This window comes from Nocardia sp. BMG111209, from assembly GCF_000381925.1.
GTDB lineage: Bacteria > Actinomycetota > Actinomycetes > Mycobacteriales > Mycobacteriaceae > Nocardia.
The window spans coordinates 215634-228954 of the sequence record NZ_KB907307.1 but is presented as its reverse complement, the minus strand read 5'-3'; the positions used below and the strand labels follow the sequence as shown (position 1 = coordinate 228954).

At 69.4% G+C, this 13321-nt stretch carries 12 protein-coding genes; 9 read left to right on the top strand and 3 right to left on the bottom strand.

Features of this window, described 5'->3' with window-relative positions; all coding sequences use genetic code 11:
• Nucleotides 1–10: 10 nt before the first annotated feature.
• On the top strand, nucleotides 11–949 hold the full coding sequence (locus tag G361_RS0101030) for an SDR family NAD(P)-dependent oxidoreductase (RefSeq protein ID WP_019925179.1): 939 nt from the start codon (nucleotides 11–13) through the stop codon (nucleotides 947–949).
• Between the two features lie 49 nt (nucleotides 950–998).
• On the opposite strand, the gene G361_RS41745 is transcribed toward G361_RS0101030, so the two are convergent.
• Together G361_RS41745 and G361_RS0101020 are read right to left on the bottom strand one after the other, a co-directional pair.
• On the bottom strand, nucleotides 999–2216 hold the full coding sequence (locus G361_RS41745) for an RNA polymerase sigma factor (RefSeq protein WP_019925178.1): 1218 nt from the start codon (nucleotides 2214–2216) through the stop codon (nucleotides 999–1001).
• Complete coding sequence (locus tag G361_RS0101020; protein WP_019925177.1) at nucleotides 2213–2548, bottom strand: YciI family protein; 336 nt, start codon at nucleotides 2546–2548, stop codon at nucleotides 2213–2215. Before G361_RS0101020 ends, G361_RS41745 begins: the two co-directional genes overlap by 4 nt.
• Before the next feature lie 153 nt (nucleotides 2549–2701).
• Here G361_RS0101020 and G361_RS0101015 point away from each other — a divergent pair, with 153 nt between their 5' ends.
• The 8 genes from G361_RS0101015 (at nucleotide 2702) to G361_RS0100980 (ending at nucleotide 8886) form a co-directional block, all read left to right on the top strand.
• On the top strand, nucleotides 2702–3151 hold the full coding sequence (locus G361_RS0101015; RefSeq protein ID WP_019925176.1) for an SRPBCC domain-containing protein: 450 nt from the start codon (nucleotides 2702–2704) through the stop codon (nucleotides 3149–3151).
• 26 nt (nucleotides 3152–3177) lie between these two features.
• Complete coding sequence (locus G361_RS41740) at nucleotides 3178–3801, top strand: SRPBCC domain-containing protein (RefSeq protein WP_081635465.1); 624 nt, start codon at nucleotides 3178–3180, stop codon at nucleotides 3799–3801.
• Nucleotides 3802–4176: a hypothetical protein gene (locus tag G361_RS46545; RefSeq protein WP_019925174.1), complete on the top strand. Its 375-nt coding sequence runs from the start codon at nucleotides 3802–3804 to the stop codon at nucleotides 4174–4176.
• Between the two features lie 82 nt (nucleotides 4177–4258).
• A complete protein-coding gene (locus tag G361_RS0101000) occupies nucleotides 4259–5236 on the top strand; it encodes a phosphotransferase family protein (RefSeq protein ID WP_196814383.1) in 978 nt (325 codons plus the stop codon).
• 191 nt (nucleotides 5237–5427) lie between these two features.
• The gene (locus G361_RS0100995; protein WP_019925172.1) at nucleotides 5428–5826 is read left to right on the top strand and encodes a DUF4870 domain-containing protein; all 399 of its coding nucleotides are present in this window, start codon (nucleotides 5428–5430) and stop codon (nucleotides 5824–5826) included.
• A gap of 544 nt (nucleotides 5827–6370) precedes the next feature.
• Nucleotides 6371–6562 (top strand): hypothetical protein, encoded by a 192-nt coding sequence (locus G361_RS0100990; protein ID WP_019925171.1) that lies wholly within the window; start codon nucleotides 6371–6373, stop codon nucleotides 6560–6562.
• A gap of 89 nt (nucleotides 6563–6651) precedes the next feature.
• Complete coding sequence (locus G361_RS0100985) at nucleotides 6652–7950, top strand: NtaA/DmoA family FMN-dependent monooxygenase (RefSeq protein ID WP_019925170.1); 1299 nt, start codon at nucleotides 6652–6654, stop codon at nucleotides 7948–7950.
• A gap of 195 nt (nucleotides 7951–8145) precedes the next feature.
• Nucleotides 8146–8886, top strand: coding sequence for an SDR family oxidoreductase (locus tag G361_RS0100980; protein WP_019925169.1), 741 nt, complete (start codon nucleotides 8146–8148; stop codon nucleotides 8884–8886).
• 97 nt (nucleotides 8887–8983) lie between these two features.
• Here G361_RS0100980 and G361_RS46540 read toward each other — a convergent pair whose 3' ends face one another.
• The gene (locus tag G361_RS46540; RefSeq protein ID WP_019925168.1) at nucleotides 8984–13279 is read right to left on the bottom strand and encodes a hypothetical protein; all 4296 of its coding nucleotides are present in this window, start codon (nucleotides 13277–13279) and stop codon (nucleotides 8984–8986) included.
• Between the last annotated feature and the right edge of the window lie 42 nt (nucleotides 13280–13321).

Sequence of the window (13321 nt, the reverse complement as noted above, 5' to 3'; positions counted from 1 at the left end):
GGCTGGACCCATGACCGAATCCGGAACTGTTCTGATCACCGGGCCGACCCGCAATCTGGGTCGGTACGCCGCCCTGGCCATGGCCGATCGTCCTGCCGGGCAGCGGCCCGATCTCGTACTGGTCGGCCGCGCCGGGCCGGATCTGACCGCCGTGGCGGACGAGGCGCGGGCGCGGGGTGCTCGCGTCCACGAGATCGGCTGCGATCTGGCGAGTCTGGCCGAGGTCCGCGCGGCCGCGGTCGCGGTGCGCGACCTGCTCGACGCCGGGACGGTACGGCCGTTGCGCGCGCTGGTCGCCAATGCCGGTCTGTCCTCGGCGGACACCCGGCGGGCCTCGGCAGACGGCTACGAGCTGACCTTCGCCGTCAACCATCTCGCCCATGCGCAGCTGATCGGCGATCTGCTCGGCTCGTTCACCGCTCCGGCGCGGATCGTGCTGGTCGGTTCGAATACCTATCACGCCAACTTCTGGCGCAGGCTGTTGCAGGTGCCGGAGGCGCAGTGGGCCGATCCGGTCGAACTCGCCCGGCCCGCCACCGGTGCGCGGGTTCCGGGTACGACCGCCTCCGGGATCGCCTATTCGAACGCGAAGCTGGCGATTCTGTACTACGCCCACGAACTGCAGCGGCGCGCCGGTGCGGGGGTCGCCGTATCGGTGTTCGAGCCGGGCTGGATGCCCGGTACCGCGCTGGGCCGGGGTGCACCCGCGGCACTGCAGGCCGTCGGCCGGTTCCTGGGCCGGCTCCCCGGGGTGTCGACGCCGCAACGCTCGGGCCCGCTGCTGGCCGCGCTGGCCCTCGACGATCGGTGGGGGCACCTGCGCGACGGCGCGTTCGTGGTGAAGACCGCGGTGACCGAGGTGCAGCCGGTGGCCCGCGACCGCGATCGGGAGCAGCGGCTGTGGGAGGCGACCACCGAACTGCTGGACCGCGCGGCCGCGGCGCACTGACGAGAGCTGTTGGCCCGCGACCGGTTCGCGGGGATACGCGGCGAGTTTTTCATCCGGGCCGTGCGGGGCCGCGCGCGGCGTCCGGGGGTGCCGTCTCGGCGATCCGGTCGGCGAGGAAGTTCCGTTCCGGTTCGGTTCGTGCGAGTTCCAGCGCCGTGCGGTAGGCGTCGTGGGCCTCGCCGGTCCGGCCCGCGCGGCGCAGGAGTTCGGCTCGGGTGGAATGGAAATAGCGGTAGTGGGCGAGGTCGAGGCGGTCGGGGATGGCGAGACCGGCTGCGGGACCGTCGATCTCGGCGATCGCGACGGCGAGGTTCAGCTCGGCGAGCGGGGAACGGGTGAGGGCGGCGAGGGTTCGGTACAGTGCGGCGATCTGCGGCCAGTCGCGGGGTACGTGCAGGTGCAGGTCGGCGATGGCCGCCTGGATCAGGTAGGGTCCGCGGCGTCCTCGAATCATCGCTTGCCGCAACACTTCCCGGCCCTCCTCGAGCTCCCGGGTAGCCCAGAGGGTGCGATCCTGGTCGTCCAGGAGGACGATCCGGCCGTCGCGCAGCCGGGCGGCCCGGCGGGCGTCGTGCAGCAGCATCAGGGCCAGCAGACCGAGGACCTCGGGTTCGTCCGGCATCAGCTCCGCGAGCGCACGGCCCAGGCGGATCGCCTCCGCGGCGAGATCGACCCGGCCACCGCCCCAGCCCTGGGTGAAGATGAGATAGAGGACGGCCAGGACGGCCGAGAGCCGGTCCGGCAGTTGATGATCCGGCGGCACCGCGAACGGGATGCGCGCATCGCGGATCTTGCGTTTGGCCCTGGTCAGCCGTTTGCTCATGGTGTCGAAGGGGACGAGGAAGGCCGCAGCGATCTCGTCGGTGGTGAGGCCGCCGAGGGTGCGCAGGGTCAGCGCCACCTGTGTGTCGCGGGCCAGCGCCGGATGGCAGCAGGTGAAGATCAGTTCCAGCCGCTCGTCCGGGATGGTCGCGGCGTCCGGGCCGGCCGCGGCGGCACTCTGCCCGAGCTCGAGGTCGCGGGCGAGCAGGGTGGTCTTACCGGCCAGCACCTGCCGTCGGCGCAGCTGGTCGATCGCGCGGTTACGCGCGGTGGTCACGAGCCAGCCGGTCGGGTTGGCCGGTTCACCGTCGCGCGGCCAGCGTTCGGCCGCCACGGCGAACGCGTCGGCGGCCGCCTCCTCGGCGAGTTCGATATCGCCGAGGATCCCGACGAGGGTCGACAGCACACGACCCCACTGGTCGCGGAAGACGACCTCGAGCGTCAACGGAAGCGTCCCGCGAGAATCGGCCGCACCTCGATCGCGGTGCCGGGCCGGGTGTGCCGCAACAGATCCCCGGCCACGGCGAGCGCGCCGTCGAGGTCGTCGGCCTCGATCACGAACAATCCGGCCAGGTATTCCCGGGTGTCGATGAACGGGCCGTCGACCAGCAACGGCGGTTCCTCGGCCCGGACCGTCGTCGCGGTCTCGGCGGCGTGCAGGCGCGCCCAGCCGGTGATGTCCGGCCGGTCGAGCCGGTCGGCGAGCGGATCGGGGATCGGCCGGGTCGTCCGGTCGGTGTCCTCCGGCGGCGTGTAGGCCAGCAACGCGTACTGCACGAGGTCCTCCTGTAGGGGTCGAGTATCGAACGAACGGCGACGCCGCGGACGGACAACGGCCGCGGAAAAATCTTCGCGGCGCTACTGTCCGTCGACCGCCCGGCCGTTCGTCACTGCGGTGAATCCATCCGTCACCGGCCGTAAGGACCCGCCATGCCCGACATCCTGCACCGCCTCACCATCGACGCCGCGCCGCAGCGCGTCCACGAACTCGTCACCGATACCGACGGCATCGCCCGCTGGTGGACCGGACGACCGGTGACCGGCGAGCACGCCGTGGGCTCGACTTTCGGCGTGTACTTCGGCGCCGCCGAGCGGCCCGCCGCCGTCATGCGGGTGCTCACCGACACTCCCGACGAGGTGGTGTGGCTGGTCACCGACGGCCCCGGCACCTGGCTCGACACCCGGATCACGTTCACCTTCCGCCCGCACGGCGAGGACGGCACCACCCTGCTGTTCGTCCATGCCGGCTGGCGCGAGGCCTGCGAATTCATGAGCGGGTGCAGCACCAACTGGGGTTCGTACCTCACCAGCCTGAAGACCGGCGTCGAAAGCGGTGCGTTCGCAGCACATCCCGCCGGCGAGATCAGCCGCTGGAGCTGACACCGACCATGATCGAGGAGAATCCGATGACCACCGAACACCGTCCGCACACCGATGCCACGCGGCTCGAGCGCAGCTTCGACGCACCGCCGGAACTGTTGTGGGAGTTGCTGACCACGGCCGCGGGCCTCGAACAGTGGTGGGCGCCCGACGGATTCGAGACCCGGGTGCGCGCACTCGCCCTCGTGCCCGGCGGGCTGCTGGAGTACACCATGACCGCCGTCGCACCGGATCAGGTTGCGTTCCTGCGGGACATCGGGCAGCCGGTCGCGACCGACCTGCACAAGACCTTCACCGAGGTCGTGCGGCCGACCCGGCTCGCCTATCTGTCGCCGATCGATTTCGTGCCCGATCACGAGCCCTACGACCATCTCACGACCGTCGACCTCGAAGCGGCCGGGGACGGGACGCGCATGATCGTGACGCTCGATCCGCTGCACGACGCGGCCTGGACCGCACAGCATCACGCGCATCGCGGCAGCGAACTCGACACTCTCGCGGCGGTGGTCCGGCGGTGGTCCGGCGGGGCTCGCGCCGCGGGCCGGACGAACTTGGCAATCAGCTGTGAGGCAGCCGATCCGGAGTTTGCGGACCGGTGGCCCGGGAAGGCGGGCTGTGTAGGTTCGGACAATCCGGAACGGAGATCGTGAATGACAGCACAGAGCACATCCACCCGATCGGGCCAGGCGCGGACCTCGCTGGCGCGCGCGGCACTGGTCGGCGCGTTGTTGATCGCGCCCGTGGCCGCCGCCCCGGCCATCGCGAGTGCCGCACCGCAGGGACAGCCCGAGCTCGTTCAGGGCCCCGGTCCCGGTGGACCGGGTCAGTGGCCCGACGGGCCCGGCGATCGGTACCCGGGCGGGCCGGGTCAGGGCGGGCCGGGTCAGGGTGATCGGGATCGGGATCGGCACGGCTATCACGTCCCGCCGGGTTTCCGGGACGATCCGCGCGCACCGGGGTGGCCGCTGGGCGGCGAGCCGCCGTCGGTGTGGTGGTCGCTGTTACAGGCACTCGGCCTCGCCTGATCGCGGCATTCGACGGCCGCCGCCGGAACTTCCGGCGGCGGCCGTCGCCGCGTCCGGGCCCGGCCGGCGGTAGGGTCGGCGCGTGAGTGTTTCGCGGGAGCGAGCGTCCGAGGCGGCCGACGATTCCCGTCCCGACGGAATTCCGGTGCACGGCACAGGAATTCCCGATCACGCTGCAGACGTGCGGCGCGTCGTCGCCGTGGGCCTGCCCGGGTATCGGATCGAGTCGGTGACACTGCTCGGTGCGGGGCAGGACAATATCGCCTACGAGGTCAACGGCGAACTCATCGTGCGGTTCGGCCGGGAATCCGATCCGCAGGCGCGGGCCGCGCGCATCGATGGCGAGGCGCGTCTGCTGGCGGCCGTCGCCGAGATCTCGCCGATTCCGGTGCCGGAGCCGAGTTTCGTTCTCCCCGAGCCGGGTTGTCTGGCGTACCGCAAGGTCCCGGGTCTGCCGCTGCTCGACCTGCCCGCCGCACGCCGCTCGGTACACGCGCATTCGATCGCCGCGACGCTCGGGCACTTCCTCGGCGCGCTGCATGCCGTACCCGTCGAGCGATTCGCCGGTCTGGTGGAGCCGGATCACCAGCCGACGGCGTTGTGGCACAAAGAGGCCACGCAGATCTACCAGTCGATCGCCGACGAGATCCCGCGCGCGCACCGCCCGGCCGTGGAACGGTTCCTGGCCGCCCCGCCACCGGACGGCGGCCGGGTACCCGTGTTCTCCCACAACGATCTCGGCATCGAACATGTTCTGGTGGAACCGGATTCGGGCACCGTCACCGGCATCATCGACTGGAGCGACGCCGCGATCACCGACGCCGCCTACGACTTCGGCCTCATCCACCGCGATCTGGGTCCGGCCGCCCTCGACACCGCGCTGCGCCACTACGGCACCGGCGACCCGCGAACTCTGCGCACCCGCGCCGTCTTCTACGCCGGATGCACTGTCCTGGAGGACATCGCCTACGGGCTCGAAACCGGGGACCAACGATATCTCGACGCCGGCCGCGCCGCACTCACCTGGCTCCATCCGGCCACGAACGATCGCGACACCTGATTCGACTCCCGCTGTCCGTGTCCTGTTCACCCGATGTGGCAATGCCGGAACCCGGTCGGCAACCGGCGGCGCGATGGAACTCATCTCGTTCCAGCAACATCGAGGCTCAGTGTCGGATTCGGATGGCGGACAGCGTCGGAGCACCTCATAATGCTTGCGTCAGCAGGCTCCTGAAACCGAAAGTTAGAACCATGACAACTCCCCAGCCCCCCGTCAACCCGCCGCCGTCCGCCGGCTTGGACAAAAAGACCAGTGCGATCCTGTCTTACGTGTTGGGGTGGCTCACCGGAATCATCTTCCTTTTCGTGGGGAAGAACGATCCCGATGTGAAATTCCATGCCTCGCAGTCGATCATCTTCTTCGGGGCGGTATCGGTTGTCAATATCGTGCTGAGCGTCCTCGGTTCGGTGCTCGGCGTGGTGGGGATCCTCTTCAGCCTCGTCGGCCTGGCCGTGGCGATCTTCGCCGTCGTCGTCTGGGTCATGGCGATGATCCAGGCCAACAACACCGGTGGCGTCCGCGCGGAGCTGCCGATCGTCGGAAAGTGGGTCGCCCCCTACGCCGATCAGTTGGCCAATTCGGTCAACTGAGTGCGGGTTCCGGCGTTCCCGGTGCGGATCGCCGGATTTCGTGATCGATGATGCCGCCGGTCAGCGGGTCGGACTGTAGCCTTTCATCGTGCAATTCTCGCGCGTTAGTTCGTCGAACGAATGAATCTCGCGGCGCCCGTGGGTTACCGGCCGACACCTGATCGGTGGCAACCAATTCCCGTCCGGCCGGACAGCCGGACTCGCAGCGAATTCCGCGGGGGAAATCCGGCTCCCGGCAAATTCCACCGGCGATGCGGTCACCCGGTTCCGCCGGCTCCGTCCGCATCCGCGGCAACCCCCGGCGGCGGATCCCGGCCCTGCTGAACACGTTCGGTGAGATATCACATGCGGCGGCGGCGAAATGCACGCCGGCCCATGATTCCGCTGATCACCGGCCGGTCGTTTCGTGCTCCACCACAACAGATCTCGGCCGTGCGCGCGGGAATCGGCGGTACGGCCTTGCCGGGACCGGGGCAGCAGCGCATGATGGCACCCGGGCCGTAGCCGGCTCGCAATTGCCAATCGTTCAGCAAGGAATGTCACGATGTCTGCCAAAGTCGTACAAGTATCCGCCGCCGCTGCGATCGTGCTCTCACTCGGTCTGATCGCCGCTCCCGCCGCCTCGGCCGCCTCGGTTCCGGCCTCGGCCGGTACGTCCGCCACCGCCGTCGACGGTTCGGTGACGGCATGCCTCAACATCCCGGTCCCGCCGGTCAGCATCAGCATCTGCCTCTGATCCACCCGCCGTTGTTGCGGTGTGGCGGAATCGAATCCGGGTGATCGTAATCGGCGGTGACCGGCGGCTCGGCGGTTAACGTCGAGAGAATGGGAACCGGGCGACGGACGCTGAAAATCGTTGCGGGAGTCAGCGGGTCACCGAAGATCTACGGGGCCGCGATCGATCCGGAGCGGTCCACCCTGGCGGATGCGCTGGAGATCGCGAAGCTCGCCGAACAGCATCGGTTCGACGCGTTGTTCGCGGCGGACCTGCTGAGTTTCGGGGCGCAGGGTGCGATCGGCGCCCAGGAGCCGCTGATCTTCCTCGCCGCCCTGAGCGCGGTGACCAGCCGGGTCGGCCTGATCGCGACCGTCACCACCACGTTCCACCACCCGTACAACCTGGCCCGGCTGTTCGGCACCCTCGACCACGTCAGCAACGGCCGGGCAGCCTGGAATGCGGTCACCTCGTCGGTGGGTGAGGAGAACTACGGCGCAGGCGATCTGCCCAGTCCGGAGGAGCGCTACGCCCGCGCCGGCGAGGTGCTCGAGGTGACCAACGCGCTGTTCGACAGCTGGTTGCCCGGTGCTCTCACCCCCGACGGTCACGGCGACGCGGTGCTCGATCCGGAGCGGGTACGGCGGATCGACCATGCCGGAACGTATTTCACCGTGCGCGGACCGCTCAACATCCCGCCGCTGCCGCAGCGCCGGCCGGTGCAGTTCCAGGCCGGGCAGTCCGCGGGCGGTGTCGAACTCGGCGCCCGCTACGCCGAGGTGGTGTTCACCTCGCTGTCCACCCTGGAAGATGCGGTGACCTACACCAAGCGGATCCGGACCCGTGCCGCCGAACTCGGCCGCGCCGAGGGACTTCCGCTGATCTTCAGTTCGCTGCACGCCACCTACGGCTCCTCGGCGGACGAGGTGCGCCGCCTCGTGCGGGAGCGCGCGGAAGCCACCGACTTCGAGGCCGGGCGGAAAGGCCTGGCGGACATGCTCGGTGGCGAGATCGACCTGTCGGACCTGCCACTGGACCGGCCCCTGCCGGAATCGCTGCTGCCGGAACTGGAGTCGGTCAACCGCCGCCGTGGCCGGGTGGAGATCTTCAACCGCTTCGCGCGCTCGGGAAAGACGCTGCGCGAGTTGATCATCGCGGCCAAGGACACCGGGCACTGGGCCGCGGCAGGCACACCCGAGCAACTCGCCGACGCGATCGAGGAGCGATACAGCGCCGGTGTGCTCGATCTGATCGGCCTCGGCGGGCTCGGCGATCCGCGCAACCAGGATTTCCTGCTGGCAGGCCTTTTGCCGGAACTGCGCCGCCGAGGCATCGTCGGCCACGACCGGACCGGCGCCACCTTCCGCGAGAATCTGGAACTGCCGCCGCTGCCGCCGATCGGCGAGTGACCATCCGGCCACTGCTCCACCCCCGCGGCGAGCCCGGATCGTGACCGGCGGCCGGTCCCCGGGAACATCCTCGTGGCGATCGAGTCACCTTCACGTCACATCCCCCGCAGGGCAGCCCGGAGGCGTTTGCCGATGGGATGCTGTTAGCGAACTCATCGTCCGCGTGACCGGCAATCGGCAGGTGAAAGGCGGGTTATGAAGATTGTAGTCATCGGCGGTACCGGCCGGATCGGCTCGCAGGTGGTCCGGAAATTGACCGCAGCGGGCCACGAGGCCGCACCCGCCGCGCGATCCACCGGGGTGGATCTGCTCACCGGTGCGGGGCTGGACGAGGCGCTGGCGGGCGCCGACGTCGTGGTGAACGTGGCCAACTCGCCGACCTTCGACGAGGCCTCCCCGGACTTCTTCCGCACCACGATGGGCAACCTGCTGACCGCGGGTGAGCGCGCCGGTGTCCGGCACCAGGTGGTGCTGTCCATCGTCGGCGTGGACCGGGTGCCCCAACTGGCGTACTACCAGGCCAAGACGTTGCAGGAGCAGTTGCTGCGGGAGGGGCCGACGCCGTATTCGATCGTGCGGGCCACCCAGTTCTTCGAATTCGTCGACTCGATCATGTCGTGGAGCGCCGACGGCGACACCGTCCACCTGCCCGCCACCCGGCTCCAGCCGATGGCCGGCGCGGATGTCGTGGACGCGGTGACCGAGGCCTCGATCGGCGCACCGCTGCAAGGGATTCGCAATGTCGCCGGACCGGAGGTCTTCACGCTCGACGAACTCGGCCGGATCACCCTCGCGGAACGGCACGACGACCGCACCGTCGTCATCGACGACAAGGCCGGGATGTTCGCCGTCGTCACCGGCGACGAACTCATCGCCGGCGCCGATGCTCGCCTGGCGCCCACCCATTTTCGTGACTGGTTACGTCAAGAGGCCTGAACAGAATGCGCGGTGACACGGCCCCGAAACGACCACCGGGAAGCACCCGAGCTTCGCAGCATGCGGGCACTTCCCGGTGGTTTCGGTCAGTGACCGATCAGAGATCGAGGAGATCCGCCATGAGGCTGGTCAACTCGTTCTTGTAGGTCGAGACGACGCCGGCCAGCGAATCCGACTGGGATTCCTGGGTTTTCACGATGGTTTCCAGCACCGCCACCTTCCGGCGGAGCTTCGCGATGAGCTGCGCCTGATCACGGATGATCGCCGTCGCCTCGTCACCGGTGGACACATTCGCGGTCGCGAGGACGACCGAGCTCGGGTAGCTCACCAGATCCCCGGAACCGGCGGGCACGAGACCCGCTTCGATATCCGGCTCACCGGCCGAGATCTCCTCGGCCACACCCGCTTCGGCAGCGGCCGGATGCTCGTCCTCGAGGGCTTCGCCCTCGAAGATCTCCTCGCTGTCCGCGACGGGGGCATCCTCGACCTCGGTCGCTTCGGCGACCTCGAGCGCCTCCGCCACGGTCTCGTCCGACTCACTGTCGGCGACCTCCGCCTCGGCATCCTCCGCCGACGCCTCCACCTCGTCGGCAACCTCCGACTCCGCTTCGGACACTTCGCCTTCGGTGACCGCCGGATCGGCCTCGGAGACTTCGCCTTCGGCCACTACCGACTCTGCCTCGGGCACTTCGCCTTCGGCGACCGCCGACTCCTCGTCGGCGATCTCGGCCGGCTCGCCCTCATCGACCAGGGACTCCGCCACCGCGATCTCTTCGACCTCGGCCTCCGCAGCCTCCGCCGATGCCGCACCGTCGGCAGACTCCTCGGCTTCGGCGGCCTCGAGTTCGACGGCCACCAATTCGGACTCGCCATCCTCGGCGACCGCATCGCCGTCCGCCGCGACATCGTCGGCAGCGCTGGCGATTTCGGCAACCTCGTCGGACTCGGCCGATTCCTCGGCCACCTCGGCCGATTCGTCATCGACAGCTGCCGATTCCTCGGCGACCACCGATGCGGTCTCGGCGGTCTCGTCGTCCGCTACGACCGAATCGGCTTCGGCGATCGGCTCCTGCACGGCATCCGCTTCGGCGACCGGCTCGTCCGCCACAACGGAATCCGCTTCGGCAGCTTGCTCGGTATCCGCCACGAAGGACTCGGCCTCGGCGATCTCCTCGGCCTCGGCCACAACCTCACCGTCAGCCGACTCCTCGGCTTCGGCAGCCTCAACCTCGGCTACCTCATCCGACTCGACAGCCTGCACCGCGTCCTCGGCGGAAATTTCCGCGTCGGCAACAGCTTCGGGCTCGCCGTCCACAGCGGCTTCCTCGACACCGGCCACCGCGACCTCGGAATCCACAACGGACTCGGCCGCCGCTTCCTCCGCAGCAGCTTCGACATCCGCGTCGGCCGCCGGTGCCTCCACCTCGTCGGCGGCAACCTCCGACTCCGCCTCGGACACTTCGCCTTCCGCAACCGCCGACTCCTCGTCGGCGACCGACTCGGCCTCCGCGACCGGCTCAGCCTCAAGCGCGAGGGCCTCGGCCGGCTCCTCGACCTCGGCAGACTCGGCCGTCACCGTATCGTCGGCGGAAGCATCCGCGTCGGCAACAGCTTCCGGCTCGCCCTCCACTGCGGCATCCTCGACATCGGCAATCACGCCGGTCTCGGAATCCACAGCCGTTTCGGCCGTCGCTTCCGCGACAGGGGCTTCGCTCGACTCGGCCTCGGCGAGTTCGGCTTCCGCAACCGCGGACTCCTCGTCGGCCACCGACTCGGCCTCGGCGACCGGCTCGGCCTCGCCGTCCTCCACGAGTTCCTCGACAGAGATATCCGCGTCGGCGACGGCTTCGGACTCGCCCTCCGCCACCGGCTCCTCATCGGAAACACCCGACTCGGCAACAGCTTCGGACGCCACCTCCGCGTCGTCGGCAGCTCCCTCGACCTCGGTTGCCTCGGCTTCGGACGCCTCGGTGACCGCTTCCTCAACCGGTTCGCCCTCGGCGACCACGGACTCCGCATCAGCTTCGGCGACCTGCTCCGCCTCGGCTTCTTCCACGTCGGCGGCCGCGGAATCCGTCGAATCCTCGCTGTCGACAACCGCTTCCGACTCAGCAGCCTCGACTGCTACGTCCGCCGCAACACCCTCCGCCGCATCAGCCGTATCGGCTTCGGCGACCGGCTCGTCAGCAACCGCCGACTCGCCCTCCGCGGCCTGCTCACTCTCGGCAGCGGTCTCATCGACTACAGCAGACTCCGCACCTTCAGCGACCTCAGTCTCCGCAACCGCGTCCTCCGCGACCGCGTCCCCGGCAACCTCAGTCTCAGCCACCGCATCCTCGGCAACCGCGTCTTCCGCCACCGCTTCATCAGCGGCCTCACCCGAATCGACCGTCTCGGCTTCTGCCACTTCGCTTTCCGCGACGGGCTGCTCATCGAGCGCCTGCTCGGCCTCGGCCTCGGCAGCGGGCGACTCCGCAACCTCATCCGCTTCGACCTCGGTCGCCACAGACTCGACCGGCTCGTCTCCCGCGGCTTCGGCGCCTTCCGCCTCCACGTCCTCGGCGGCCGCAACAGCCTCCTCCTCGGCGACGGCCTCCGCCGATGCACCGGACTCGGACTCGACCGAATCCCCTTCGGCCGCAGGCTGCTCGTCGACTACCTGCTCAGCCTCGGCCACCTCGCCTTCAGCAGCGGGCGACTCCGCAACCTCATCCGCTTCGACCTCGGTCGTCACAGACTCGACCGGCTCGTCCGCCGCGGCTTCGGCGCCTTCCGCCTCCACGTCCTCGGCGGCCGCAACAGCCTCTTCCTCGGCGACAGCGTCGACCGACTCAGCGGACTCGACCGAATCTCCCTCAGCCGTAGGCTGCTCGTCGAGCACCTGCTCGGCCTCGGCCACCTCGCCTTCGGCTTCGGGCGACTCGGCAACCTCTGCCTCATCGGCTTCGGCCGTCTCGCTCTCGGCGGCTTCCGCGACCGCATCCTCAGCGGTATCGGCAGTTTCGACCTCGGCGGAAGGCTCGGCGATCGCCGACTCACCTTCGACCTCGTCGGCCTCACTCGACTCGGCGGTCACGCTCTCGTCGGCTTCGGCGATCTCCTCGGCCGCGACATCGGCTTCGCCTTCGGCAACCTCCGACGCGCCTTCGGTCTCGGGCTCGGCAACTTCTGTCGCCGAATCCGCCGCCGTGGCCTCGTCTTCCGTGGTCTCGACCTCGGCAGTCGCTTCGTCGGCGACGGCGTCCGCGCTCACCTCGGGCTCGGCAGCTTCGGTCTCGGCCGACTCTGCTTCTGCGACCGGCTCATCGGCTTCGAGGGTTGCTTCGCCGTCGGCGGCGTCGACCGTCTCGGCCTCGGCGGATGCCTCAGCCTCGACCGGCTCGACGGCCTCGTCAGCGGGTTCCGCCTTGGATTCGGCGCTCTCGCCGGTGGTTTCCGCCTCGGCGACGGGCTCGGACTCTTCGTCCTCCGTGGCGACCTCGGCCGCAGCGGTTTCCGCCTCGGGCTCGGCTGCGTCGGTGGCTACTTCGTCCTCGGTGACAGCCTCCTCCGACTCGGCGGCGCTCTCGACCTCGGCGGATTCGCCTTCGGTCGTCACCGCCGCGTCGGTTTCGGTGGCAGCCTCGGCAGTCGGCTCGACCGCTTCTGCCTCGGCAGACTCGTCTTCGACCGTCGAAATGCTTTCGTCCGCAACGGTTTCCGCGTCGGACGAATTCTCGGCACCGGCGTTCTCCCCCTCGGAAGCCACGTCGGTGTCGGCGGATTCCGGCGCGACGGCCGTTTCGGCATCTGCTGCGGCGGCCTCGGCGGCAACTGCCTCGGCCTCGGCGACGACCGCTTGCGCCTGTTCGTCGATGGAGACCGGCTCGGCGGGGGTGTCCGAATCGCTTTCGGTCACGGCCTCCGCGTCGGCTGCGGCCGAATCACTTTCGACGGCTTCGCTGTCCTCCGCGGTCTCGGCGACGGCTGCACCGTCGGCGGCCTCGGTTTCTGCCTCGTCGGCGGCATTCTCGGTGATGTCCGCTACCGCCGAATCGCTCTGCGACGCATCGTCTTCGCTGGTCGGAGTGGCATCGGCCGCCTCCTGCTCGGCGGTGCCCACCTCCGTTCCGGTGGTCGCGTCGATCGCGGTTTCGCCCGTGGCGACCGGGGATTCGGTCGCCTCGGTTTCGGCCGCGACCGCGTCCGCCGCTTCGCTCTCAGCAACCGTCGTATCGGCGGTGGCCGCCGGCTCGCCCTCGGCGGTCACCACATCGTCGGTCGCGACGCGCTCCTCGACAGCGGTTGCGGTGGTTGCCCCCTCGGCTACCGCCTCCTCGCTACCGGTAGCTGTCGTCTCCTCGGCGGCGGTCGCGTCGTCGGTGATCGTCGCCCGGTCGTCGGGAGTTGTCATATTTGCCTGGCCTTTCGAAAAGCTCTGATCGATCCCCGGCTC

Bases quoted from the DNA above. Each gene is read 5' to 3' on its own strand.
- G361_RS0101015 (WP_019925176.1), top strand. From the start codon at position 2,702: ATGCCCGACATCCTGCACCGCCTCACCATCGACGCCGCGCCGCAGCGC.
- G361_RS46540 (WP_019925168.1), bottom strand. From the start codon at position 13,279: ATGACAACTCCCGACGACCGGGCGACGATCACCGACGACGCGACCGCC.
- G361_RS0100990 (WP_019925171.1), top strand. From the start codon at position 6,371: ATGTCTGCCAAAGTCGTACAAGTATCCGCCGCCGCTGCGATCGTGCTC.
- G361_RS0100980 (WP_019925169.1), top strand. From the start codon at position 8,146: ATGAAGATTGTAGTCATCGGCGGTACCGGCCGGATCGGCTCGCAGGTG.
- G361_RS0100995 (WP_019925172.1), top strand. From the start codon at position 5,428: ATGACAACTCCCCAGCCCCCCGTCAACCCGCCGCCGTCCGCCGGCTTG.
- G361_RS0100985 (WP_019925170.1), top strand. From the start codon at position 6,652: ATGGGAACCGGGCGACGGACGCTGAAAATCGTTGCGGGAGTCAGCGGG.
- G361_RS46545 (WP_019925174.1), top strand. From the start codon at position 3,802: ATGACAGCACAGAGCACATCCACCCGATCGGGCCAGGCGCGGACCTCG.
- G361_RS41740 (WP_081635465.1), top strand. From the start codon at position 3,178: ATGACCACCGAACACCGTCCGCACACCGATGCCACGCGGCTCGAGCGC.
- G361_RS0101030 (WP_019925179.1), top strand. From the start codon at position 11: ATGACCGAATCCGGAACTGTTCTGATCACCGGGCCGACCCGCAATCTG.